Here is a 23710-nt window from a genome sequence, read left to right as displayed (position 1 = left end):
AGTGGTGCATCTGGAATCCGTGCCCTCGCCCATTCAATGTTCGTGACAAAGCCGTCATGCTTCCGGCGAGGGCACGCGCGCCCCGGGCAATGCAAAAACCGTTCGATGTGGCGTGACCGCTCCGACGAGCGCAACGCGCGAGACGGGAGGTATGACTGCTGTGTCACTGATGCGGAATGTGCGAGTGCACGGATTCCAGATGAGCCACTACCGTGGCTGCGCGGGGGACCCGCTTAATAGTTAGCGGTGTGAGCCCGCTTTCTTTGCTTACTTTCTTTGCGGCGGCAAAGAAAGTGAGTGCCGCCCCGCACAGGGGCAACGCTGATAGACCACCGTGACCTCAAGGAAAGGCCCAAAAAAAACCTTGGTCAGACAGAAAAAACCCTTAAAAACCAGGACAAAAACCAACCACCAAAAAGATCGGGTAATAGCCCAACCCAGCCCAACCCAACACCCCGCGCCGCAGGCAAAAAACCATCTCCCGCAGCGCGGAAACCCCAACCTTTACTTCCGCAAGGAATCCAGATCAATCACAAACCGATACTTCACATCACTCTTCAGCATCCGTTCATAAGCCTCGTTAATCCCCTGCATCGGAATCAATTCAATATCTGAAGTAATTCCATGCTCGCCGCAGAAATCCAGCATCTCCTGCGTCTCGGCAATCCCGCCAATCAGTGACCCCGCCAGGCGACGGCGCTTGAAAATCAGATTGAACACTTGCGGCGACGGATGATCGTGCTCCGGTGCACCCACCAGCGCCATCGTTCCATCGCGCTTGAGCAGATTCAAAAACGGATTCAGGTCGTGCGGCGCGGCAACCGTATTCACAATCAGATCGAAGCTGTTCAGATGCGCTTCCATCTCTTCAGCATTCTTCGAAATCACCACTTCATTCGCGCCAAGCCGCTTCGCATCTTCGATCTTCGAAGGCGACGTCGTGAACAGCACGACGTGTGCACCCATCGCATGGGCCAGCTTCACACCCATGTGGCCCAAACCGCCCAGACCGACGATGCCGACCTTCTTGCCCGGACCCGCACCCCAGGTGCGCAACGGCGAATACGTCGTAATGCCCGCGCACAGCAGCGGCGCTACACCCGCCGGGTCGAGGTTCTCCGGCACGCGCAGTGTGAACGCTTCGTCGACCACCAGTTGCGTCGAGTAGCCGCCGTAGGTGACCTGTCCATCGACACGATCGACACCGTTATACGTGCCGACAAAACCGTTCTCGCAATACTGTTCCAGATCTTCCTGGCAGCTCGTACAAGTCCGGCACGAATCCACCAGACAGCCGACGCCCACCAGATCGCCAACCTTGTACTTCGACACGTCCGCGCCAACCGCACTCACGCGACCGACGATTTCATGACCCGGCACAACCGGATAAGCCGTGTTCTTCCATTCATTGCGCGCCTGATGCAAATCGGAGTGGCACACACCGCAAAACAGAACATCCATCTGGACATCATGGGGGCGCAGTTCGCGCCGCTGGATTTCGAACGGAGCGAGCGGCGCGGTAGCGTCGGTCGCTGCATAGGCATAAGTCGTGCTCATGGGTAGCTCCAGCAAAGAGGGTGATGATGCAAGGCGTCGGCGATAGGCAACCTGCGTTGCCGATGCGGCCAACCTTGTCGCAAACCGGGATCGCGGCGCCAGCGGAAGTTGCCGAATTCGCCGAAGCGTTGAACTGGCAACCGGGCCCGGCGCGGCACGGGAAAAGTCGATCCGGCAGGGTTCCCATCATAGGAGTCGGGATCGACCCCGGGAATACCTGAATGTCTTGAAGGTTTGCCTAAAACTCCTGACGAGCAGCGCAGTAGATCGTTTGGTGCTAAATTTCAAGCATTATTCTCTTGTGCGTCACTATATCGTCATGTCCACTCGTCCCGCTGAACCTGTCTCGACCGACGCCGCTCAACTGCGCGTGGTCGAATTCTTCGACGCGCTCGCACCCAATCCGGGGTTCACCCGCTCGAGCCTGGAGGGCGTCAATCTGATGCGCGCCAATGCGCCGATGCCGCGCATGCCCGTCATGTATGAGCCGAGTATCGTGATTGTTTGTCAGGGGCGCAAACGCGGCTATCTCGGCGATCAGGTGTTCCAGTACGACGCCCAGCAATATCTCGTGCTCTCCGTGCCGCTGCCCTTCGAATGCGAAACCGAGGCAAGTCCGGAGGAGCCGTTTCTCGCGATTTCGATTCGCGTCGATCTGACCATGGTGGCCGAATTGTTGATGGCGTTGAACGAAACGCAAGGCAGCACGCAACACGAGCCGCTCGGGGTGTATTCGACGGCGCTCGATCCGGCGCTGAGCAACGCCGTGCAACGTTTGATGGAAGCACTGGCGTCGCCGCTCGATGCGCGTATCCTCGCGCCCGGCGTGGTGCGCGAAATCTGTTATCGCGTGCTGACGGGCGAGCAGGGCGGCGCGATTCGCGCGGCGCTCTCGCATCAGAATCACTTCGGGCGGATTGCCAAGGCGCTGCGCCGCATTCATGCCGATTATCACGGTGAGCTCGACGTCGACACGCTGGCCTCCGAGGCCGGTATGAGTCTCGCGGTGTTTCATGCGCAGTTCAAAGCCGTCACCGCGACTTCGCCGATGCAGTACGTAAAGACCACGCGCTTGCACCACGCGCGTTTGCTGATGGTGCAGGATGGTTTGAATGCGGGCGCGGCTGCGGCGCGTGTGGGTTACGAAAGCGCGTCGCAATTCAGCCGCGAGTTCAAGCGCCTGTTCGGCCTGAGCCCGGTGGATGAAGTCAAACGTATGCGCACGGTGTACGATGCGCCGCCGCCGCGCGTGGTGAAGCCGGTGGCGCGCTATGTGACTGCCGTTTAAGTCGGTGTGCGCGTTCAGCTAGCGGTCTGGGCAACCGTCTTCGGCTGCTGCGGTTGCGAGGATTTCCGGCTCATGACAGCAAACGCACAACTTGTTGCCGTCCGGATCGCGGAAATAGGCCCCGTCATAGTTCGCGTGATACTGCGGGCGTAATCCGGGCGGCCCCTCGCAACGCCGACGCCTACATGAGAAAGCATGACTGCCGCTCCTGATTGGCGCGGTGTGGCCCGCGCATTGCTCGCTGTTCAGGGTCTTCTTTGGATGCGCTGCCGTAACGTCACTATACTTTCCCGATGAGCTTCCATACTCGCCGATAGCTGAGCGGCTCCGCGTGTTTCGCCGCGCTTTGTCGGGCGTTCCGTAGCCTGACAGGACGTGTCCATTGGGTGAATCTTCACATCAGGAGTAGTGCCATGGTCAAAGTCGCACTTTATGTTCGTCTCGAAGCCAAGCCCGGCAAGGAACAGGAAGTCGAGGCGTTCCTGCTCAGCGGCTTGCCGCTCGTCGAGGAAGAGCCCGCTACCACCGCGTGGTTCGGATTGAAAATGGGGCCGTCCACGTACGGGATTTTCGACGCGTTTCCCGACGAAGCCGGCCGCGATGCGCACCTGAATGGCAAGGTGGCGGCGGCATTGATGGCGAAGGCGGGTGAGTTGCTGGCCTCGCCGCCCGAGATTCACAAGGTCGATGTATTGGCCGCGAAGTTGCCGGGCTGAGAGAGCCGCAGCGTCGTACGCTTTCGTGCGTCCCTTCGGCGCGGCGTGTTTTCCTGCCGCGCCGAATTCCCCCGCGCCTGGTTCGCTTCAGTTCCCGCCCGTATCCGCCGGCGGCTGATTGGCGTAGTGCGCGCGCTTTTCCTCGTACATCAGCAGATCGGCGCGTTGCACGCCGGCTTCGAGCCGGTCGCCGCGCTCGCAGGTCGCCGCGCCCATCGAAAAGCTCAGCGGTGAGCCGGGGTAAAACTGGTTGTTCATCTCGACCAGCTGAAGAATCGCGTCGATCATGGCGGCGCCGCCGCGTTCGTCGGTGTTCGGCATCAGGATCGCGAATTCGTCGCCGCCGATGCGCGCCGCGTGCAACGGCGCGTCGATCGCCTTGGCGAGCACTTCGCCGGCGCGGCGCAGCAGCGCGTCGCCGGCGGCGTGACCGAGCTGGTCGTTCACGCGCTTGAGGCCGTTCAGATCGGCCATCACGATCGTCACCGGCCACGGCCCCTTGCGTTCGAGCCGGTTCAGTTCGTCGACGTAAAACGAGCGGTTGCGCAGCTTGGTCAGCACATCGTGCTTACCGAGAAATTCGAGGTAGGCCTCCGCCTTCTTGCGTGCCGTGATGTCGGTGAGCGCCACCAGCACCAGATCCCAATGCTTTTCGTGACCCGGCAGCACCGAGAACTGCAGATGCACGTGCACTTCATTGCCGTCGAGCGAATAGTTGAGCACTTCGCGCTGCTGGAACAGCTTGCCGTCCCACAGATCGACCAGTTGCTCGCGAAAGTGCGGGCGCATGTCGTCACGAAATACGTCGGGCAGATGCGACAGCAGCGTTTTCTTGTCTTTGGCCGCGAACATGTCGAGCGTGTGCTGGTTCACGTCGAGCACGTGAATTTCCTGCATGCAACGTTCGACGAACTCCGGATGCACGTCGGTGAAAACACGGAAATCACTGATGCCGGCTGCGCGGGCTTCGTCGAGCAGACGCTTGACCGCGCTGAAGTCCTCCACCCACAACGACACCGGCGAATGCTCGAAGAGGCCGCGCACGTATTGCTCGGCGAGCGTCATGCGGTGCCGCGCGCGTTCCAGTTCCGTGATGTCCTCCACCGACACCAGCACGCGATCCCAGCGCGCCTCGTGGCCTGGCAGCACCGCCCCCTTGAGCAGCACGTCGAGCCGCCGTCCACCGAGCGTGTAATTGACCGTCTGGCTGGTGAACCTGGTTTGACCGGCCCACAGCTGGCAGAGCTCTTCGAGGTGGGTCTTGAGCATATCGTCGCGGAAGACCGAGGCAAGATTGCTGGTGAGCGCGTCGAAATCGGCCGCCTCGAATTGCGCGAGCGTCTTCTGATTGACCTTGAGGACGCGGATGCTGTGCGCGCATTCGGCTACGTGAGCCGGATGTTCGGCGAAATGGGCTCGCAGGTCGGTCACGCCTTCGGCCTGCCACCGGTCGAACAGCGCGCGCACGCCGCTGAAGTCTTCGAGCCAGAGCGAGACGGGCGCGAGTTCGAACATCTCGGAATCGTCCCCCGGGGAGATGTCCTTCGGGGCGTCGTGGGCGGGCGCAGAGCCGCGCGGGAAGGTATCCAGCATGGAGTTCTCGGGGTCGGAGGTGCGGCTATTTTAAGGCGGGTTGGGCGATGACTGAAAAGAAACCGCGCCGAGGCGGGTTTTTTTTGCGCCACGCCCTCTGTAAGAGCCGCGCGCGGCCTCCGGCAAGGCTTTGGCAGCCTTGCTACACTGGTCCGAACCTATCCCGTGCCAACCCCAACCGCCCTTATGAAGCCAATCCTGCTGGTTCTGATCCAACTTGGCGACGCAAGCCGCGCCAGTCTCGCCGCCGCGTTCGACCTCGTCTACGCGCCCGAGGCCGCCCAGCGGCCGGCCGCGCTCGACGCTCACGGCGAGACGATCCGCGCCGTGCTGACCAACGGCACGACCGGCCTCGCCGCGGCCGACATCGACCGCATGCCGCAGCTCGAACTGGTCAGCGCCTTGGGCGCGGGCTATGAAAACATCCCCGTCGACCACGCCCGCGAGCGCGGCATCGTGCTGGTCAACGGCGCGGGCACCAACGACCATTGCGTGGCCGATCACGCGTTCGCCTTGCTGCTCGCCGTGGTGCGCGACGTGCCGCAACTCGATCAGGCGACCCGGCAGGGCATCTGGCGCGACACGCTGGCGATGCGCCCGAACGTTTCCGGCAAACGGCTCGGCATCGTCGGGCTCGGCAATATCGGCGAAAAGGTCGCGCGGCGCGGCGCGGGCTTTGACATGACAGTCGGTTACCACAATCGGAAGCCGCGTGAGGGCTCGCCGTTGCGTTACTTCGACAGCGTGACGGGGCTCGCGCAGTGGTGCGATTTTCTGGTGGTCGCGACGCCGGGCGGGCCGGGCACGCAACATCTGATCGGCCGTGAGGTACTGGAGGCGCTCGGCCCGCAAGGTTTCGTGGTCAATGTATCGCGTGGCAGTGTGGTGGATACCGCCGCGCTGGCGCAGGCACTCTCGGCGAACACGATCGCGGGAGCGGGGCTCGACGTGTACGAAGGCGAGCCGCATCCGCCCGAGGCCTTGCTGACGCTGCGTAATGTGGTGCTGACGCCGCATGTGGGCGGCCGCTCGCCGGAAACGATCACGGCCTCGGTGGATAATTTTCTGAGCAACGCGCAGCGGCATTTCGCGGGCGAGCCTGTGCTGACGCCGATCTGATGCCGACTGAATGCCGACTGAATGCCGACCTGACGCCACCGCGCCCGGCGGCTTTCGTTTACTTCTCGTCGGCGCCCGATGTGGCGCCGATGTATTCGTACTCTTCCGTATTGAGCCGTGACACCCGCAATTCGACGGCGCTACGGTGATACGAATAGGCGACCCGTCTGATCTCCAGCAGCGGTGCGCCGAGTGCGATACCCAGCTTGGCGCTTTCGAGTTCGCTCGCCAGACCGACGCTCACACGTTCGTCGGTTTCGACCACGTTGATGCCGAACCCGTCCTGATAGAAGTTGTAGAGCGTGTTCGGCCGGTTGCGCAGCTTCGCTTCGGTCAGTCCCGGAAAGTGCGCTTCGGGCACGCTGATATGTTCGATCAGTACCGTTTTGCCGTGCAGCGCCAGGCCGTTGACGAACTGGAACACGCGCGCGCCGGTTTCCACCCCGAGGGCGGCAGCGGCTTCACGCGATGCGCGGGCCTTCCTGAAGTCGAGCAGGGTGACCACGGGATAGGCTTTATCGCCGTCGCGCCGGACCACGCGGAAAAAGCGGAAAAAATGCCGGTCGCGTTGATGCATGGACACGAACGTGCCCAGCCCCTGATGACGGATCAGGATGTTCTCGGCGCAGAGTTCGTCGATCGCTTTGCGCAGCGTGCCGATCGATACGCCGAAGCGCTCGGCGAGGCGCTTTTCCGACGGAATGCACTCGCCGCCTTTCCATTCGCCCGCCGAGAGCGCCGCCAGAATCGCGCTCTTGACCTCTTTGTACCGCGTGCCGCCCAATGCCGGCGGGTTGATGGCGAGCGTGCTCATGAAAACCTCTGGAATGCGCGGGTCGCACGACATGACTCGCGTAGGGTGGATCTGTACCGATTTTAAACGACAAAACTCATCTAGCCCATCTAGATGAGATAGATTCTGTCGGTTCACAACGGCGGGTTGACCCGAGCCCAAAAAACCCTTGTTCTGGAGCCAAGAATTACTGGCTTTCGACGGCACCGGCGCAGCGCTAATCTGATGTTCAGCCAGTCACTCTCGTCAGAACAACCGGGCCATTTCCCCTATGCCGTCATCCGTCAGCGAGATGCTGAGCGTGCGCGTCTGGCGTGGAGCCGAAGACGGCGCCTTCGAGCCGTTCGAGGTGCCGCGTCTCGCGAGCCAAACCGTTCTCGACGTCGTCACGCACATTCAGCGTCATCTCGATGCCACGCTGTCCTATCGTTTCGCCTGCCGCGTCGGCATGTGCGGGTCCTGCGCGATGACCGTCAACGGCCGCGCGCGCTGGACCTGCCGCACGCATGTGGCAAAGGTGCTGCGCCATCCCGGCGACGTGCTTGAAATCGCACCGCTGAATCATCTGCCGATCGTCAAGGATCTCGCCGTCGACATGACGGACTTCTTCGATAAATGGCGCGATGCGAAAGGCTTTTTCGTGGGCAATCGCGATCGCAGCGCGCCGCTCGAACGGATCGATCCTGCGTCGCCCGAGCGACGGGCCGCCGATGCCGGCATCGAATGCATCGGCTGCGGCGTGTGTTACGCCAGTTGCGACGTGGTCGGCTGGAAGCCCGACTATCTCGGCCCGGCCGCGTTGAATCGCGCCTGGACGCTCGTCAACGACGTGCGCGACAGGCAGCAGGGCGCACGCCACGAGGCTGTCGCCACCGACGCCGGCTGTCACTCGTGCCACACGCTCGGCTCCTGCACGGAGCGTTGCCCGAAGTCGTTGTCGCCGACGGCCGGCATCGCGGGTCTCAAACGCGCGGGTCGTGCACAGCCGAAAGGAGGCTCGCGATGAACGGGAGCCTGAACGCATGGTGGTGGCAGCGTGTCTCCGCGATGGTGTTGACGCTATGCGTCGCGGTGCATCTGGCGACCATGATCTGGGTGGTCCACGGCGGCCTGCGCGCGCTGGACGTGATCGCGCGGTTGCATGGCAATCTCGCGTGGGGCGCGTTCTACGCGGTCTTCGTGATCGCCGCCGCCGTGCATGTGCCGGTGGGCTTGCGCCGTATCGCGGATGAGTGGCTGAACTGGCGCGGCGTTTGGGCGTCGCGGGTGAGCATGCTGATCGGCGTGGCGCTGGCGTTGGCGGGCTTGCGCGCGGTGTATGCGTTGATCGGCGGGGGCGCGGCATGAATACGTCCACGCGCAACTCCACGCACGCTGCCACGCGCACCGCCACGTGTATCGCCACGCATGCTGCCGCGCGCACCGCCGTCCCCGGCCGCAAACTCGACTTCCGCGCCCGCAACCATCCTGCGTGGTGGGCTTTCATGGTCCATCGGCTGTCGGGTCTCGCGCTGGCGTTTTTTCTCCCCGCCCATTTCTGGGCGCTCGGCACGGCACTGGACGGCGCGGCCCGCTTCGAATCGTTCCTCGCCGTGACCCGCTCGCCGGCCTTCGTATTTGCCGAATGGGGGCTCGTCACGCTGCTCGCGGCGCATCTGATCGGCGGCGTGCGGCTGTTGCTGATCGAGTTCAGGCCGTGGAGCGGCTTGCGCAAGGATCTGATCGCGCTGACGGCGGGCGGCGCGTTTGTCATCGGTATGGCGTTTGCGCTGTCGCTCACTCTGTAAGCGCGCGTTCAAAGAGGCTTGAATGGACATCACCACGACGACATCGGCAACCCAGTTCACGATCGACTACGCAGTGGTCGAGGAGATCGCCAAAACGCTCTATATCAGATCGCTCAAGCAGTTGCCGCCGGATATCAAGGAAGGCATCGCCAGGCTCGAAGCGGATGAACGCAACCAGACCGCGCGGCGTGTGCTCGGCACGATGCGGCAGAACATCGTGGTCGCCGAGCAGAACGACAATCTGCTCTGCCAGGACACGGGCCTGCCAATCTACAACGTCACGCTGGGCCACGGCGTGACGTTCGACGGTATGCGCCTGAAGGCTGCGCTTCGCAGCGGCTGTGCTCGCGCGACACATGAGCATCCGTTGCGCTCGTCGGTGGTTCATCCGTTGACGCGGCACAACGAGCAGAGTTCGTGCGGCGCCGAGGTGCCCGTGATCCACATCGATTTCGACGACACGCCCGGCACCTTCTCCATCGAAATGATTCCGAAGGGCAGCGGCTCGGAGAACAATTCGTTTCTGCGCATGGCGATTCCCGCTGAAGGAGTGGACGCGATCCGGCGCTTCGTGATCGATTGCGTCGTCGATGCAGGCGGCAAGACCTGTCCGCCGACCATCGTCGGTGTGGGTGTGGGCGGCACCTCCGACCTGTGCGTGGCGCTCGCCAAACGCGCCGCGACGCGCCCGCTCGGCACGCGTTGTCGCGACGAGCATGGCGCGGCGCTCGAAGAACAGATGTCGGCGGCGGTCAATCAACTGGGTGTCGGCCCGCAAGGACTCGGTGGCGATGCCACCGCGTTCGCCGTGCATGTCGAACTGGCCGCGACCCACATCACGATGAATCCCGTGGCCGTGAACATGCAGTGCCATTCGGCGCGCCGGGCGCGTGCCACCGTGACCGCGCAGGGAGTCGAATATGGTTACTGAAACGCCCATGGCGGCACCGGCCAGCGGCACGCATCACACGCTCGACATGCCCGCGAGCGAAGCGCAAATCCGTGCGCTGCGTATCGGCGATCGGGTCACGCTCAACCGCACCCTGTTCGGCATTCGCGACGCCACGCAGATTCACATGTTCGATCACGGCCGCACGACCCGTTTCGATCTGCACGGTCACGCGGTGATCCATACCGCGCCGAACGTGCGGCGCGTCGAGGTGTCACCGCAATATCCGGTCGGATACGAGCCTGTGTGTATCGGCACGACGACCTCGGCGCGCATGGAGCGCTTCACCGCGCCCTTGATGCAGACCTACGGCGTACGCGCGGTGATCGGCAAGGGCGGTTTGGGCGCGGCGTCGAGCGCGGCCTTCGCGGAATTCGGCGGCGTGTATCTGGCGATCGTCGGCGGCACGGCGGCGCTCGAAACCACCTGGATCGAGCAGATCGAAGACGTCGATCTGGACGATCTGAATCCCGAATCGCTATGGCGCTTCCGGATTCGCGACTTCGGCCCCTTGCTGGTAGCCATGGATAGCCATGGCGACAGCCTCTATACAGCCGTCCAACAGAACACGCGCACGCAGCGCGACGCGGTGCTCGCGTCGCTCGGCATTCGCGGTTGAGAGCGCGCCCCATGAAACAGTTCGATACCGACATCCTCATTCTGGGCAGCGGCGGCGCGGGACTCTTCGCCGCGCTACACGCGCAGGCCGCCGCACCGCACCTGCGCATCACCGTCGCGGTGAAAGGGCTGCTGGGTAAGTGCGGCTGTACGCGCATGGTGCAGGGCGGCTACAACGTCGCGCTCGCGCCCGGCGATTCGGTCGAGCGACATTTCATGGATACGATCGAGGGCGGCAAGTGGCTCTCGAATCAGGACCTCGCGTGGATGCTGGTGACGGGCGCGGTCGAACGGATTCGTGAACTCGAAAACGAACTGGGCTGTTTCTTCGACCGCAATCCGGACGGCTCCGTGCGGCAGAAAGCCTTCGCCGGGCAGACCTTCGACCGTACCGTGCACAAGGGCGACCAGACCGGCATCGAGATCATCAATCGGCTCGCGGAGCAGGTGTGGGCGCGCGGCATCGACCGGCTGGAAGAGCATCGCGCGGTGGAGTTCATCCGCAGCGAGGACGGCGCATCGCTCGCGGGCGTGCTGATGATCGACATGCGTAACGGCGAATTCGTCTTCGTGCGAACTCAGGCTGTCTTGCTGGCGACGGGGGGCGGGCCGACCATGTACCGCTATCACACGCCGAGCGGCGACAAGAGTTGCGATGGCATGGCGATGGCGCTGCGCGCGGGGCTCACGCTGCGCGACATGGAGATGGTGCAGTTTCATCCGACCGGCCTTCTGGCCGGCGCCGGCACGCGCATGACCGGCACCGTGCTCGAAGAAGGCTTGCGCGGCGCGGGCGGCTATCTGCTGACCGGCGATGGCGAGCGCTTCATGCAGGGTTACGACCCGCGCGCCGAACGTGCGACGCGCGACGTGGTGTCGCGCAGCATCTTCCGCGAATTGCGTGCCGGGCACGCGACGCCGAACGGCGGCGTCTATCTGCAGATGCATCATCTGGGCGCGGACAGCGTGCGTGAGCGCTTCAAGGGCATGGTCGAGCGTTGCGCCGATTGCGGCTTCGATCTCGCGGGCGGCCTCGTGGAAGTGGTGCCGACGGCCCACTACATGATGGGCGGCGTGGTGTTCGACGCCGACTGCGCGACGACCTTGCCGGGGCTCTTCGTCGCGGGCGAAGATGCGGGCGGTGTGCACGGCGCGAACCGGCTGGGCGGCAACGGCGTCGCCAATTCGACGGTGTTCGGCGGCATAGCGGGCGATACGCTCGCCGCCTGGGTGCCGCGTTACGGTCGCTTCGCCGCCGCCGACACCGACGCGATCAACGCGGCGATGGCGCGCTGCACGCGTCCTTTGCATCAGCCACCCGGTAATCTCGAAGCAATTCGCGATGCGCTCGCCGAAGTCATGTGGAACGATGTGGGCATTCTGCGCGACGCCGAAGGGCTCGAACGGGCACGACGTCAGCTCATCGATCTCGATGCGCAACTCGATCGCACCGGCGTCGACGGACGCGATCTGCGTTTCAATCTGTCCTGGCACGACTGGATGAATCTGCGCAACCTGATTCTCGTAAGCCGCTCGATCACCGAGTCGGCTTTGTTGCGCGAAAACTCGCGCGGCGCACATTATCGTGAGGATTTTCCAGACGCGGGCGATCTGGAGACTTCCGAATACATGTGTCTGCGACTCGAAGCCAACAACAGTTTTGCGGCGAGTCGCGAGCCCGTTCAGTTCACGCGCGTACGGCCTGGCGAATCGTTGCTGGAAGAGGCAAGCTCGGCCGTGTCGATGAAGTGACGCTTCACGGCTTCAGTGAACGCGTGACGAGGATGATCGCGCCGCTCGAGCAAGCCGACCCGGCGCGGTGTGACACGCTCGGGCAAATACGTGACCTGCAAACCCGTTTCGCGAGTCCAGTTGGCGTTGGCCAGCAGCGGCACGATCGACACGCCGAAGCCGCGCCGCACCATCTCCGAGATCGCTTCGATCGAGTTCAACTCCATGATCTCTTCGCGCGCCGCGCCGAGTTGACGCAAGGCATTGTCGACCAGCACGCCGGTCCAGGTATGACGATCGAAACGGATGAACGGCTCTTCGAGCAACGCGTCGATCGAGGCATGCGCTGCGTTGGCCGGTGAAATGAACACCATCGGTTCGCTATACAGCACGGTCCATTTGAGCGCGGCAGGCAAGGCCGATGGCGACTGCGTGACGATCGCCGCATCCAGTTCGCCGCTTTCCACACGCGTCGCGAAGTCGCTGGAAAGACCGGTGAAGAGTTTCAGATCGAGACGTGGATAGCGCTGCTTGAGTTTGAGCATCGCATCGGCAAACGCGCCCATCAGCGAAGAGACGAGGGCCCCCACGCGCACCGTGCCGGACAGATCGCCGGCGTCGCCGGTGGCGAGTATCTGCCGGTAGTTGGCCACCAGCGTTTCCGCGAGCGGCAGCACCGCGCGCCCCTGCGCGCTGAGCGACACGGAGCGGGCAGCACGGTCGAACAGCACGAGGTCGAGGTCGCGTTCCAGCGAGCGCATCTGCAGGCCGACGGCGGCTTGCGTCAGACAGACTTCTTCAGCGGCCGCGGCGAACGAGCCGTGCCGCGCCACCGAGAGAAACGTCACGAAATAACGGATTGCGCTCACGGCGACTCCGGTTCACTGCATACCCCAGCGCTGCACGGTATGCCGCTCCAGCACGCGGAAAATCAGGTTTTCGACCGCCAGTCCGATCAGGATCACGGTGAACAGCCCCGCGAACACGTTGGCGATATCGAGCAGGTTCTTGTTCTCGTAGATGAACCAGCCGAGGCCGCCCGAACCCGAACTGACGCCGAACACGAGTTCGGCCGCGATCAGCGTGCGCCATGCGAAAGCCCAGCCGATCTTCAGGCCGGTGAGGATGCTCGGGAACGCGGCGGGCACCAGAATCTGCCAGACGTAGCGGCCGCCGCGCAGGCCATAGTTACGGCCGACCATCTTCAGCGTATTGCTGACCGACAGAAAGCCCGAGTGCGTATTGAGCGCGACGGACCACGTCACCGAATGAATCAGTACGAAGATCAGGCTGCCATTGCCGAGGCCGAACCAGATCAGCGCGAGCGGCAGCAACGCGATGGCGGGCAGCGGATTCAGCATGGAGGTCATCGTCTCCAGAAAATCCGTGCCGATGCGCGAGGTGATCGCCGCCGCGGTGAGCAGGGCAGCGAGCACGACGCCGCACGCGTAGCCGATCAGCAGCACATGGATTGACGCCCACGCCTTGCCGGGCAGTTCGCCGCTGGCGATGCTCTTCACGAACGCCTCGATGGTCGCGCTGAAGGTCGGAAAGAGCAGCGGATTGTTCAGCACGCGACCGTAGATTTCCCACGCACCCGCGAGCAGCGCCAGAATGATGAGCTTGCGTATCCACGCCTGGTTGTAGAGCCGTTCGAATGGCGACAAGGGCTTTTCGACGACGCTGAATTCGCGCGTTTCAGTCGGCTCGCGAACCACCTCCGAACGCGGCACGACAGGCGGTATGTCGCGATGACCAGAACCACGGTGGGTAAGCATGTCAGACATTTTCCGCCCTCTCGATCTCGTCTTCGAACAACATGTGCTGGATGCGCTTTTCGAGCGCAATAGCGGCTTCCGGCGTGGTGGCCGTTTCAAGTTCGGCCTTGACCTGGCCGGGATGCGGCGAGAGCAGCAGAATGCGGCTGCCCACCTTGATCGCTTCCGGAATCGAGTGCGTGACGAACAACACGGTGAAGCGCGTGTCTTCCCAGAGCGCCAATAGTTCGTCCTGCATCTTGCGGCGCGTGAGGGCGTCGAGCGCGGCGAACGGCTCATCCATGAGCAGGATGTCGGGCTCCATTGCCATGCCGCGTGCAATCGCCACGCGCTGCTTCATACCGCCCGACAACGTATGCGGATAGCTGTCGGCGAAACTCGACAGGTTGACCTTGTCGATGTAATGCATTGCGCGCTCTTCGATTTCCTTGCCATGCAAGCGGTGCGACGCCTGCAGCGCGAACATCACGTTCTGGCGCACGGTCTTCCACGGCAGCAGTTGATCGAATTCCTGAAACACCATCATGCGATCGGGGCCCGGTCGCGTGACGGTCTTGCCCTTGAGCGAAATCGTGCCCTCGGTCGGCGTCAGATAGCCGCCCACGCTTTTAAGCAAGGTCGACTTGCCGCAACCGGACGGTCCCAGCAGGATGAAACGGTCGCCGCGAAACACCTCGAAGTCCACGCGATAGGTGGCCATCACGAGCGTCTTCGGGGTTTTGTATTGCAGCGTCACGCCGCGCACGGCGAGTAGCGGCGAGGTGTCGGGATAGGGCGTGGCAGCGGTCGCGGCGCGCATGTCAGCTTCCTTGCAAAGATTGAGCGGTGGGGAAGAACATGTCCTTCCACGAAACCGGCTTCGCCTTGATGAGGCCGGTGCGCGCCATGAAGTCGGCGTATTTGATGGTGTTCTGCGGGACCGTGGTGAACGACACGTCAGGCGAGGAAATCATTTTCTCCACTTCGTCCACGGTGCTCTTTTCCTTCGAGATGCGCAGGTAGGCCATGGCGGCCGCGTGTTTGTCCTTGTTGATCCAGGCTTCGGATTCATCGAGGGCATCCATGAAGGCTTTCGTCAGCTTCGGATTCTGCTGATAGAACTGCGTGGTGCACCACACCAGATTGAAGCTCGACTTGCCGCCCAGCACGTCATACGAATTGAGCACGGTATGCACGTTCGGCTTCTGCAGTTCCTGCTCCTGGAACGGCGGCGAACCGAAGTGCGCGGTGACCTCGCTGCTGCCGGAGAGCAAAGCCTGCTGTGCATCGGGGTGGGAGAGCGAGACGGTGTATTTGTCGAGCTGTCCTTGATTACCCGAGCCGAACGCTTTTTCCGCGGCCATCTGCAGGGTGATTGCCTGGATCGAAACTTTGGCGGCCGGCAAGGCGATCTTGTCCTGGCCGGTGAAATCCTTCACGGTTTTTACCTTGGCGTTCGTCGTGTTGAGCAACAGCGGCATGGAATTGATCGCGGACAGCGCCTTGACCTCGACCGACGTGCCTTTCGTGCGCGACCAAAGCAGGACCAGCGGCGCTACGCCGCCCGAGGCGATCTGCAACGAATTGGAGAGCAGCGCGTCGTTCATGACGTTGCCACCCGCGAACTCCACCCACGACACCTTCAGATCCTTGATGCCCAACTGCGCCGCGTGTTTCTCGAAGAGTTTCTGGTCCTGCATGATCATCAGCGGCAAATAGCTGACGCCGTATTGGCGGGCGATTTTCACTTCGCTCAACTCGGCCCGCGCGGCGCCGGCCGCCAGCATGCAAGACAACACGCAACCCACCCCGATCGTTCGAAACAGTCTCTTCACGTTCATTGCTGGCACACCCTATGGTTGTGGAGCGCCGGCGAGGCGCGCGCGGGGAGAAATCCTGTGGAGTCGAAACGCGAGCGCGTCGGCGCTTATTGCCGGAGCGTGGCTGGCCAGTCGCGTTTTGCGAATGAACGGAATGAACGCGCGCTCGACGTGGCGAACGTCACGACAGGCGAAGCGTGTGCGACGCACGCCGAAGGCGGGTAAAGAGGGGTAAGCATCATGCGTGTCTCCAGTGGCCGGTGGTGCGTCGTGTGCGCACTGGTGCCGGCATGCGTTCAGCTTTTTCTAGTGCATCGAGCGCCGTCCCGCGCTGCTTCGACGTGACCCGTGTTATTTAGGTCATCTGTATGAGTTCGAAGTCTAGGCGATGATTCCGTTGAAAGCAATCTGGGAGAAACGCGGCATCTCCAGCCGGCACGTGAACAACCGTCGTCTACTGGAAAACACTCATCCAACACATATAGATGACCTAGTTGACATCCGTCGATCGGCAACCTACTATCGATTCACAGCAGCGCGTTGCGTTAGCGCTGCCCCGGCGGCACGACACCGCATCCAACACACGAACGGAGACGCGAATGAGCAATCCCACGGCAGACATCAACGGCACCGCGGCGGCGGGCACGTCGCCCGAACGCAAGACGATTCACATCGTGTTGCACGAGGCGAAGGACACAGTCGGTGTGGCGGTCGTCGAGGGCATCAAGGCCGGCACGCAACTGAATGCGTGGATCATGGACGACGACGAGATCGTCACGTTCCCGGCCAGACAGGACATTCCGATTGGTCACAAGGTGGCGCTCAAGGACATGGCCGTGGGCGACACGGTGTTCAAGTACGGCGTGGATATCGGCAAGGTGGTCGCGCCGATCACGGCCGGCGAGCACGCCCACGTGCACAACATCAAGACGAAGCGCTGGTAAGCCGCTTCACGTCGATCCGACCATTCCGCGGCCGGCGTGCTGCGTCGCGCAAAAGCGGCGCGCGCCTGGATTGCGCGGAACCGAACCGCACCCATCGAACGAGAGAGACACCATGAGCGTGATTGACCTGGATACGATTTTCCGCGGCTATCGTCGCGACAATGGCCGCGTGGGCGTACGCAACCACGTGATCATCCTGCCGGTCGACGATCTGTCGAACGCTGCGGCGCTAGCCGTCGAAAACAACATCAAAGGCACCATGGCGCTGCCGCATCCGTATGGACGGCTGCAGTTCGGCGCCGACCTCGACCTGCATTTCCGCACGCTGATCGGCGCGGGCAGCAATCCAAACGTCGCGGCGGTGGTGGTGATCGGCATCGAGGAAGGCTGGACCAAACGCGTGGTGGACGGCATTGCCAGGACCGGCAAGCCGGTGATGGGCTTCGGCATCGAACTGCATGGCGACCACGACACCATCATGCGGGCCTCGAAGGCGGCGAAGGAAATGGTGCAGTACGCCACCTCGCTGGATCGCGAGGAATGTCCGATCTCCGAGTTGTGGGTGTCCACCAAGTGCGGCGAGTCGGACACCACCTCGGGCTGCGGCGCGAATCCGACCGTCGGCAATGCGTTCGACAAACTCTACGGACTCGGCACCACGCTGGTATTCGGCGAGACCTCGGAGCTGACCGGCGGCGAGCAGATCGTGGCCGCGCGCTGCTCGAACGACGGTGTGCGCGAGCGCTTCCAGTTCATGTTCGACCGCTATCAGGACATGATCAACCGCTGGAAAACCGACGACCTCTCCGAGTCGCAACCGACCAAGGGCAACATCGCGGGCGGTCTCACGACCATCGAAGAAAAAGCGCTCGGCAATATCCAGAAGATCGGCAAGAAGTGCATGGTCGACGGTGTGCTGGACAAAGCCGAGGAGCCGACCCACGCCGGACTGTGGTTCATGGATTCGTCGTCGGCGGCCGCGGAGATGGTGACCCTGTGCGCGGCCTCGGGCTTCGCGGTGCATTTCTTCCCGACGGGCCAGGGCAACGTGATCGGCAATCCGATCGTGCCGGTCATCAAGATCTGCGCAAATCCGCGCACGGTGCGCACCATGGGCGAGCATATCGACGTGGACGTGACCGGCATCCTGCAACGCGAGCAGAACCTCGACCAGAGCGGCGACAAGTTGCTCGAATGCATGATGGCGACGATCAACGGCCGCTTCACCGCGGCCGAAGCGCTCGGCCATCGCGAGTTCGTGCTGACACGCCTGTTCGAAAGCGCCTGATTTCGGCGACCCGGCAATCACGGTTGCCGGGTAAGATCGCAGTGGACCCCCAATTTCCGGCGCGCGCCGGCACGGAGAACGGCCGCGACGCCGCCCGTGCCGGCAAGCCATGCCGCTACGGCGCCGGCCCCACACCTGGCGGCAGCGAGTGGAGGAGACACCATCTTGCGCGTGCTTAAACATCTCTACGTGCAGGTCCTGATCGGACTTGCGGCCGGAATTCTCGTCGGTTACTTCGCGCCCGCGTTCGGCGTGGAGATGAAACCGCTCGGCGACACCTTCATCCGTCTCATCAAGATGCTGATCACGCTGGTGATCTTCTGCACCGTCTCGGTCGGCATCGCGCGCATGGAAAGTCTGAAGCAGGTGGGCCGCGTCGGCTTCAAGACATTGCTGTACTTCGAGGTGGTGACGAGCATCGCGCTCGTGATCGGTCTCGTGGTGGCGAACGTGCTGCATCCGGGCGCGGGGTTGAACATCGATCCCGCCACGCTCGACGCGCACGCCGTCTCGCACTATGTCGCGGACGCGCACGCGGCGTCGTCCAGTTTCTTCGATCTGATCGTGCCGAATTCGGTGGTGGGTGCGTTCGCGCGCGGCGATCTGCTGCAAGTGCTGCTGTTCTCGGTGCTGTTCGGCATCGCGCTGTCGATCATGTCGCAGCGCAGCCGTCTGCTGATGCGCGGTATCGAGCAATTCGGCGACACGCTCATGCGCATCGTCGAGATGATCATGCGGCTCGCGCCGCTCGGCGCATTCGGCGCGATTGCGTTCACGGTCGGCAAATACGGTATCGGCACCTTGCAGCAACTCGGCTTGCTGATCCTCTGCTTCTATATCACCAGCATTCTGTTCGTCGCCATCGTGCTCGGCGCGGCGGCGCGCTGGGCGGGTGTCGGGCTGTGGCCGCTGCTGCGCTACTTCCGCGAGGAGCTGCTGATCGTGCTCGGCACGTCCACCACGGAATCCGTGCTGCCGCGCCTGATGGAAAAGCTCGAACGCATGGGTTGCCCGCGCGCGATCGTCGGGCTCGTGCTGCCCACCGGCTATTCGTTCAACCTCGATGGTGCAGCCATTTATCTGACGATGACCTCGCTCTTCATCGCGCAGGCCACCAATACGCATCTGACGCTGATGCAGCAGGTGGGTTTGCTGGCGATCCTGATGCTGACGTCGAAGGGCGGTGCGGGTGTAGCAGGCGCGGCGCTGGTCGCGCTGACGGCTACGCTGTCGACGCACAACATCATTCCGGTGGCGGGTATCACGCTGATTCTCGGCGTCGATCGCGTGCTCAATGAAATCCGCGCGCTGACCAATATGATCGGCAACGTGGTGGCGACGCTGGTGGTCGCGCGCTGGGAGGGCGCGTTCGATGCCCGCGCGGCGCGTGAATTCCTCGCTGCGCCACGCGAGGTTCGGGACCAGGCCCTGGCACCGCAGACGCATGACAAGCCGCAGCGTCAGCCGCAACCGGGTCTGGAAGAACGGCTCCAGCCCGCGGCTTCGACAGCGGGTAAGGGCGGCTGAAACCAGGCTGTTTTTGACGTGCCGCGGCGCGTTGAATAGCCCGGCAATTGCGGCTCGAAAACATTCCGCTACAGTGCCGCACCGATACCAGCCAATTCAAGGAATGACCGATGGCCCGCTTGTCCCCCGACGCGCTCACCGCACTTGCAATCGATTCACTACTCCGCGCGGGCGCGTTGCCGTCGACCGCTGAATCGACTGCACGCGCGCTCGTCTACGCGGACCTGCGCGGTCTGCCGTCGCACGGCGCGTCGCGTCTGCCGATGTATTGCGCGCAGTTGCGCAACGGTCGCGTCGACCCGGCGGCGCAAGCGTACGTCGTCTCGGATCGCGGCGCGGCGGTGCTGATCGACGGCGCGGACGGTCTGGCCTATCCCGCTTGCGACCTTGCCATCGCGACGCTCACCGGGCGCACGAAACAATTCGGCAGTGCGGTAGCAGGGGTAAAACGCAGCCATCATTTCGGCGTGGGCGCGGCACATCTGGCTGCGCTCGGCACGGCGGGCCTGGTCGGTCTCGCCTTCAGCAACTCGCCGGCGGCGATGCCCGCATGGGGCGGTCGTCGCGCGCTGTTCGGCACGAATCCGATCGCCGCCGTATTCCCGCGTCGCAACGGCGAGCCGCTCGTGATCGACCTCGCGCTGTCGCAGATCGCGCGCGGCAAGATCGCGCTGGCCGCACGCGACGGCAAACCGATTCCCGAAGGCTGGGCCACCACCCGCGACGGCGTACCGACCACCGACGCCCAGGCCGCCCTCGACGGCATGATGCTGCCGTTCGGCGGCGCGAAGGGCGCGATGCTGGCGCTGATCGTCGAGTTGCTGGCGGCGGCCTTGACCGGCGCGAACTTTGGCTACGAAGCCGGCTCGTTCCTGACCGAAGAGGGCGAGCGTTCGCGCATCGGCCATCTGTTCTGGGCGATCGATCCAGGCGCGCTCGCCGGCGACGAAACCTACCTGTCACGCGTGGAAATGCTGATCGAGATGATGCTCGCGGACGACGACGTCCGTCTGCCCGGCTATCGCAGGGAGCAACTCGCGCACACGGCGCGACAGGAAGGCGTTGAAATTCCGGACACGTTGATCGCCCAACTGGAAGGCCGCAGTTAGCCAACCATAAGGAACGCACAAGAGAGTCGGCGTAGCGGCTGAAAGCCAAAGCGAAACTATCGGCCACACGGATAGTTCATCGCGCGAATCGCGATTTCCCTTGTATGGCTGTGGCGAATAGGATGGGCGGTATCGCATCACAACGCTTCGACCCACCGAAGTAGCGAGGAGACCGCATGGAACATCACGCCCGCACGCAGGACGAACGGCTCGAGATCAAGACGACCACCTGCTACATGTGCGCCTGCCGTTGCGGCATTCGCGTGCATCTGCGCGAAGGCGAGGTGCGCTATATCGACGGCAATCCCGACCATCCGCTCAACCAGGGCGTGATCTGCGCGAAGGGTGCCTCGGGCATCATGAAGCAGTACTCGCCCGCGCGCCTGACCCAGCCCTTGATGCGTAAGGCCGGCGCGGAGCGCGGCAGCGCGCAGTTCGAGCCGGTCTCGTGGGAGCACGCCTTCGACGTGCTCGAGAAACGTCTCGCCACGATACGCGCCACCGATCCGAAGAAATTCGCGCTCTTCACCGGACGCGACCAGATGCAGGCGCTGACGGGGCTCTTCGCCAAGCAGTTCGGTACGCCTAACTACGCGGCCCACGGCGGTTTTTGCTCGTCCAACATGGCGGCCGGCATGATCTATACGATCGGCGGCTCGTTCTGGGAATTCGGCGGCCCGGATCTGGACAGTGCCAAACTGTTCTTCATGATCGGCACGGCGGAAGACCATCATTCGAATCCGCTCAAGATCGCCATTTCGAAGTTCAAGCGCGCGGGTGGGCGCTTCATCGCCATCAATCCGATCCGCACCGGCTATGCCGCGATCGCCGACGAATGGGTGCCCATCAAACCCGGCACCGACGGCGCGCTCTTCATGGCGTTCCTGCACGAACTGATTGCCGCCGACGCGTGGGACCACGAGTTCGTGCAGCGTTATACGAATGCCGCGGAACTCGTCGATCTGAATGAGGCCAGCGAGAACTTCGGTCTGTTCGTGCGCGATCCCGGGCGGCCGGCGGGCAATCCGCTGTTCCCGCAGAATCATCTCTGGTGGGACGCCGAAACCGGCCACGCCGTGCCGCATCACGCGCCCGGTGTGACACCCGCGCTCGACGGCCGTTATACGCTCGCGGACGGCACGCCGGTCACGCCGTCGTTCGCCTTGCTGCGTGAACGTGTGAGCGATTGCACGCCCGAATGGGCCGCCGCGATCACCGGCATTGCGGCCGACACGATCCGCCGACTCGCGGGCGAAATGATTCAAACGAGCCGCGACCATCGCATCACGCTGCCGATCCGCTGGACCGATGCGTGGGGCGAGACGCACGAAACGGTCACCGGCAACCCCGTCGCCTTTCACGCGATGCGCGGCCTTGCGGCGCATTCGAACGGCTTCCAGTCGATCCGCGCGCTGGCCGTGCTGATGTCGTTGCTGGGCACGATCGACCGTCCTGGTGGGTTTCGTCACAAGTCGCCGTTTCCGCGCGCCGTGCCGCCCTCGGCAAAACCGCCGAACAGCCCCGACGCGGTCAAACCGAATACGCCGCTCGCTACCGGTCCGCTCGGCTGGCCTGCCGCGCCCGAGGACCTGTTCATCGACGAACAGGGCGGCCCGGTGCGGATCGACAAGGCCTTCTCCTGGGAATATCCGCTCGCCGTGCATGGCGTGATGCATAGCGTGATTACGAATGCATGGCGCGGCGACCCGTATCCGATCGACACCTTGATGATCTTCATGGCCAACATGGCGTGGAATTCGTCGATGAATACGATGAAAGTGCGCGAGATGCTCGCCGACAAGCATGCCGACGGCGAGTACAAGATTCCCTTTCTGGTGGTGTGCGACGCGTTCCAGTCGGAGATGACCGCGTTTGCCGATCTCATCTTGCCGGACACGACGTATCTCGAACGACACGACGCGATGTCGATGCTCGACCGGCCGATCTCCGAATTCGACGGCCCGGTGGATTCGGTGCGCGTGCCGGTGGTGCCGCCCACGGGCGAGTGCAAGCCGTTCCAGGAAGTGCTGATCGAACTCGCTTCACGGCTGAAGTTTCCGGCCTTCACCACTGCCGAGGGCGCGCGGCGCTTTCGCGACTATCCCGACTTCGTCGTCAATTTCACGACCACGCCGGATTCGGGCGTGGGCTTTCTGATCGGCTGGCGCGGCAAGGATGGCGACAAGGCACTGGTCGGCGAACCGAATCCGCGGCAATGGGAGCAGTACGCGAAGAACAATTGCGTGTTCCATTACCCGTTGCCCGAAGACATGCAGTACATGCGCAACTGCAACGGGCCGTATCTCGACTGGGCCGTGAAAAAAGGCTTTCGCAAGTTCAACGAGCCGATCCTGATCCAGCTTTACTCCGACGTCATGCAGAAGTTCAGGCTCGCCGCGCAGGGCCGCACGAGCGGCCGGCAGCCGCCGGACCATCTGCGTGCGCGCGTGGAAACGTATTTCGATCCCCTGCCGTTCTGGTATGCGCCGCTCGAAAGCGCGGCCACGGACCTCGCCCGCTATCCGCTAGCCGCCGTTACGCAACGGCCGATGGCGATGTACCACTCGTGGGACTCGCAAAACGCCTGGTTGCGCCAGATTCACGGCGAGAACTATCTGTACATGAATCCGTTGATGGCGGCCGAGAACGGCATCACCGACGGCAGCTGGATCTACGCCGAATCGCAGTGGGGCCGCGTGCGCTGCATGGCGCGCTTCAGCGAGGCGGTCGAGCCGGGCACGGTGTGGACGTGGAACGCGATCGGCAAGGCGTCGGGTGCCTGGAACCTGGGTCCGGACGCAAACGAATCGCAGCGCGGCTTCCTGCTGAACCACGTGATTACCGACGAACTGCCCATCGACCACGGCGACGGTGCAACGTCACGCGTGTCGAACTCCGATCCGGTAACGGGTCAGGCCGCCTGGTACGACGTGCGCGTGCGCCTCTATCCGGCTGAAGCGGACGCGCGCCACACGCTGCCGCAGTTCGATGCGATGCCCCAGTTGCCGGGCTCGAACGGCGTGATCTCGCGGATCGTGCAGACCTACTTCGCGGGACGTGGGCAATTCGCCGCGCGTCTGCGCGGGGCGAACGGCCGTAAATGACATCCCACCT

21 protein-coding genes and 1 pseudogene are annotated in these 23710 nt (G+C 63.3%); 14 read left to right on the top strand and 8 right to left on the bottom strand.

Annotated features, from left to right (window positions below):
* Nucleotides 1-504: 504 nt before the first annotated feature.
* Nucleotides 505-1557, bottom strand: a complete 1053-nt coding sequence (locus tag FQ705_RS00460) for an NAD(P)-dependent alcohol dehydrogenase (RefSeq protein ID WP_144137508.1) — start codon at nt 1555-1557, stop codon at nt 505-507.
* A 319-nt stretch (nt 1558-1876) separates the two neighbouring features.
* On the opposite strand from FQ705_RS00460, the gene FQ705_RS00455 reads away from it, so the two are divergent.
* Nucleotides 1877-2845 carry an AraC family transcriptional regulator gene (locus FQ705_RS00455; RefSeq protein ID WP_144137507.1) on the top strand — a complete coding sequence of 323 codons (969 nt, stop codon included), beginning with the start codon at nt 1877-1879 and terminating at the stop codon, nt 2843-2845.
* Between the two features lie 18 nt (nt 2846-2863).
* Here FQ705_RS00455 and FQ705_RS34380 read toward each other — a convergent pair.
* Nucleotides 2864-3019, bottom strand: a pseudogene (locus FQ705_RS34380) (VOC family protein); the annotation flags it as partial.
* Between the two features lie 239 nt (nt 3020-3258).
* Between FQ705_RS34380 and FQ705_RS00445 the strand changes: the two are divergent.
* Complete coding sequence (locus tag FQ705_RS00445; RefSeq protein ID WP_144137506.1) at nt 3259-3561, top strand: putative quinol monooxygenase; 303 nt, start codon at nt 3259-3261, stop codon at nt 3559-3561.
* A gap of 87 nt (nt 3562-3648) precedes the next feature.
* Here the strand turns inward: FQ705_RS00445 and FQ705_RS00440 are convergent, their stop codons facing one another.
* Nucleotides 3649-5154 carry a diguanylate cyclase domain-containing protein gene (locus FQ705_RS00440; protein ID WP_144137505.1) on the bottom strand — a complete coding sequence of 502 codons (1506 nt, stop codon included), beginning with the start codon at nt 5152-5154 and terminating at the stop codon, nt 3649-3651.
* Nucleotides 5155-5340: 186 nt separating this feature from the next.
* Between FQ705_RS00440 and FQ705_RS00435 the strand changes: the two genes are divergently transcribed.
* Nucleotides 5341-6273, top strand: coding sequence for a 2-hydroxyacid dehydrogenase (locus FQ705_RS00435; protein WP_144137504.1), 933 nt, complete (start codon nt 5341-5343; stop codon nt 6271-6273).
* 58 nt (nt 6274-6331) lie between these two features.
* On the opposite strand, the gene FQ705_RS00430 is transcribed toward FQ705_RS00435, so the two are convergent.
* Nucleotides 6332-7087 (bottom strand): GntR family transcriptional regulator, encoded by a 756-nt coding sequence (locus tag FQ705_RS00430; protein ID WP_144137503.1) that lies wholly within the window; start codon nt 7085-7087, stop codon nt 6332-6334.
* 250 nt (nt 7088-7337) lie between these two features.
* Between FQ705_RS00430 and FQ705_RS00425 the strand changes: the two genes are divergently transcribed.
* From FQ705_RS00425 to FQ705_RS00400, 6 genes are read left to right on the top strand one after another with little or no spacing between them, the layout of a single operon-like run.
* Complete coding sequence (locus FQ705_RS00425; protein WP_144137502.1) at nt 7338-8072, top strand: succinate dehydrogenase/fumarate reductase iron-sulfur subunit; 735 nt, start codon at nt 7338-7340, stop codon at nt 8070-8072.
* Entirely contained in the window at nt 8069-8413 is a 345-nt protein-coding gene (locus tag FQ705_RS00420; RefSeq protein ID WP_144137501.1) for a succinate dehydrogenase, read from the top strand. Before FQ705_RS00425 ends, FQ705_RS00420 begins: the two co-directional genes overlap by 4 nt.
* Nucleotides 8410-8853 carry a succinate dehydrogenase, cytochrome b556 subunit gene (gene sdhC, locus FQ705_RS00415; protein WP_144137500.1) on the top strand — a complete coding sequence of 148 codons (444 nt, stop codon included), beginning with the start codon at nt 8410-8412 and terminating at the stop codon, nt 8851-8853. Before FQ705_RS00420 ends, sdhC begins: the two co-directional genes overlap by 4 nt.
* A 22-nt stretch (nt 8854-8875) precedes the next feature.
* Nucleotides 8876-9784 carry a fumarate hydratase gene (locus FQ705_RS00410; protein ID WP_144137499.1) on the top strand — a complete coding sequence of 303 codons (909 nt, stop codon included), beginning with the start codon at nt 8876-8878 and terminating at the stop codon, nt 9782-9784.
* The gene (locus tag FQ705_RS00405; protein WP_260854349.1) at nt 9774-10421 is read left to right on the top strand and encodes a fumarate hydratase C-terminal domain-containing protein; all 648 of its coding nucleotides are present in this window, start codon (nt 9774-9776) and stop codon (nt 10419-10421) included. The genes FQ705_RS00410 and FQ705_RS00405 overlap by 11 nt, the downstream gene beginning before the upstream one ends.
* Before the next feature lie 11 nt (nt 10422-10432).
* Nucleotides 10433-12172, top strand: coding sequence for an L-aspartate oxidase (locus tag FQ705_RS00400; protein WP_144137498.1), 1740 nt, complete (start codon nt 10433-10435; stop codon nt 12170-12172).
* On the opposite strand, the gene FQ705_RS00395 is transcribed toward FQ705_RS00400, so the two are convergent.
* From FQ705_RS00395 to FQ705_RS00380, 4 genes are read right to left on the bottom strand one after another with little or no spacing between them, the layout of a single operon-like run.
* Complete coding sequence (locus FQ705_RS00395; protein WP_144137497.1) at nt 12103-13020, bottom strand: LysR substrate-binding domain-containing protein; 918 nt, start codon at nt 13018-13020, stop codon at nt 12103-12105. The genes FQ705_RS00400 and FQ705_RS00395 overlap by 70 nt on opposite strands.
* Nucleotides 13021-13032: 12 nt before the next feature.
* Nucleotides 13033-13938 (bottom strand): ABC transporter permease, encoded by a 906-nt coding sequence (locus tag FQ705_RS00390; RefSeq protein WP_186307751.1) that lies wholly within the window; start codon nt 13936-13938, stop codon nt 13033-13035.
* Nucleotides 13931-14728, bottom strand: a complete 798-nt coding sequence (locus FQ705_RS00385; RefSeq protein WP_144137495.1) for an ABC transporter ATP-binding protein — start codon at nt 14726-14728, stop codon at nt 13931-13933. The genes FQ705_RS00390 and FQ705_RS00385 overlap by 8 nt, the downstream gene beginning before the upstream one ends.
* A gap of 1 nt (nt 14729) precedes the next feature.
* Nucleotides 14730-15749, bottom strand: coding sequence for an ABC transporter substrate-binding protein (locus FQ705_RS00380; RefSeq protein ID WP_144137494.1), 1020 nt, complete (start codon nt 15747-15749; stop codon nt 14730-14732).
* A gap of 578 nt (nt 15750-16327) precedes the next feature.
* Here FQ705_RS00380 and FQ705_RS00375 point away from each other — a divergent pair.
* From FQ705_RS00375 to FQ705_RS00355, 5 genes are all read left to right on the top strand, one after another.
* Entirely contained in the window at nt 16328-16672 is a 345-nt protein-coding gene (locus FQ705_RS00375; protein ID WP_260854348.1) for a UxaA family hydrolase, read from the top strand.
* Between the two features lie 112 nt (nt 16673-16784).
* On the top strand, nt 16785-17960 hold the full coding sequence (locus tag FQ705_RS00370; RefSeq protein WP_144137493.1) for a UxaA family hydrolase: 1176 nt from the start codon (nt 16785-16787) through the stop codon (nt 17958-17960).
* Nucleotides 17961-18125: 165 nt separating this feature from the next.
* On the top strand, nt 18126-19487 hold the full coding sequence (gene dctA, locus FQ705_RS00365) for a C4-dicarboxylate transporter DctA (RefSeq protein WP_144137492.1): 1362 nt from the start codon (nt 18126-18128) through the stop codon (nt 19485-19487).
* Nucleotides 19488-19597: 110 nt separating this feature from the next.
* Nucleotides 19598-20596 carry an Ldh family oxidoreductase gene (locus tag FQ705_RS00360; protein ID WP_144137491.1) on the top strand — a complete coding sequence of 333 codons (999 nt, stop codon included), beginning with the start codon at nt 19598-19600 and terminating at the stop codon, nt 20594-20596.
* Between the two features lie 176 nt (nt 20597-20772).
* Nucleotides 20773-23700: a molybdopterin-dependent oxidoreductase gene (locus tag FQ705_RS00355; RefSeq protein ID WP_144137490.1), complete on the top strand. Its 2928-nt coding sequence runs from the start codon at nt 20773-20775 to the stop codon at nt 23698-23700.
* The last annotated feature ends 10 nt before the right edge of the window (nt 23701-23710 follow it).

Origin of the sequence: Paraburkholderia sp. BCC1884 (genome assembly GCF_900996225.1) — a bacterium.
In the GTDB taxonomy this organism is placed as follows: domain Bacteria; phylum Pseudomonadota; class Gammaproteobacteria; order Burkholderiales; family Burkholderiaceae; genus Paraburkholderia.
This window is presented reverse-complemented; position numbering and strand designations above follow the sequence as displayed.

Bases quoted from the DNA above. Each gene is read 5' to 3' on its own strand.
- FQ705_RS00370 (WP_144137493.1), top strand. From the start codon at position 16,785: ATGAGCGTGATTGACCTGGATACGATTTTCCGCGGCTATCGTCGCGAC.
- FQ705_RS00405 (WP_260854349.1), top strand. From the start codon at position 9,774: ATGGTTACTGAAACGCCCATGGCGGCACCGGCCAGCGGCACGCATCAC.
- FQ705_RS00385 (WP_144137495.1), bottom strand. From the start codon at position 14,728: ATGCGCGCCGCGACCGCTGCCACGCCCTATCCCGACACCTCGCCGCTA.
- FQ705_RS00430 (WP_144137503.1), bottom strand. From the start codon at position 7,087: ATGAGCACGCTCGCCATCAACCCGCCGGCATTGGGCGGCACGCGGTAC.
- FQ705_RS00375 (WP_260854348.1), top strand. From the start codon at position 16,328: ATGAGCAATCCCACGGCAGACATCAACGGCACCGCGGCGGCGGGCACG.
- FQ705_RS00355 (WP_144137490.1), top strand. From the start codon at position 20,773: ATGGAACATCACGCCCGCACGCAGGACGAACGGCTCGAGATCAAGACG.
- FQ705_RS00420 (WP_144137501.1), top strand. From the start codon at position 8,069: ATGAACGGGAGCCTGAACGCATGGTGGTGGCAGCGTGTCTCCGCGATG.
- FQ705_RS00455 (WP_144137507.1), top strand. From the start codon at position 1,877: ATGTCCACTCGTCCCGCTGAACCTGTCTCGACCGACGCCGCTCAACTG.
- FQ705_RS00435 (WP_144137504.1), top strand. From the start codon at position 5,341: ATGAAGCCAATCCTGCTGGTTCTGATCCAACTTGGCGACGCAAGCCGC.
- FQ705_RS00445 (WP_144137506.1), top strand. From the start codon at position 3,259: ATGGTCAAAGTCGCACTTTATGTTCGTCTCGAAGCCAAGCCCGGCAAG.
- FQ705_RS00460 (WP_144137508.1), bottom strand. From the start codon at position 1,557: ATGAGCACGACTTATGCCTATGCAGCGACCGACGCTACCGCGCCGCTC.
- FQ705_RS00440 (WP_144137505.1), bottom strand. From the start codon at position 5,154: ATGCTGGATACCTTCCCGCGCGGCTCTGCGCCCGCCCACGACGCCCCG.
- FQ705_RS00400 (WP_144137498.1), top strand. From the start codon at position 10,433: ATGAAACAGTTCGATACCGACATCCTCATTCTGGGCAGCGGCGGCGCG.
- FQ705_RS00425 (WP_144137502.1), top strand. From the start codon at position 7,338: ATGCCGTCATCCGTCAGCGAGATGCTGAGCGTGCGCGTCTGGCGTGGA.
- sdhC (WP_144137500.1), top strand. From the start codon at position 8,410: ATGAATACGTCCACGCGCAACTCCACGCACGCTGCCACGCGCACCGCC.
- FQ705_RS00410 (WP_144137499.1), top strand. From the start codon at position 8,876: ATGGACATCACCACGACGACATCGGCAACCCAGTTCACGATCGACTAC.
- FQ705_RS00390 (WP_186307751.1), bottom strand. From the start codon at position 13,938: ATGTCTGACATGCTTACCCACCGTGGTTCTGGTCATCGCGACATACCG.
- FQ705_RS00380 (WP_144137494.1), bottom strand. From the start codon at position 15,749: ATGAACGTGAAGAGACTGTTTCGAACGATCGGGGTGGGTTGCGTGTTG.
- FQ705_RS00360 (WP_144137491.1), top strand. From the start codon at position 19,598: ATGGCCCGCTTGTCCCCCGACGCGCTCACCGCACTTGCAATCGATTCA.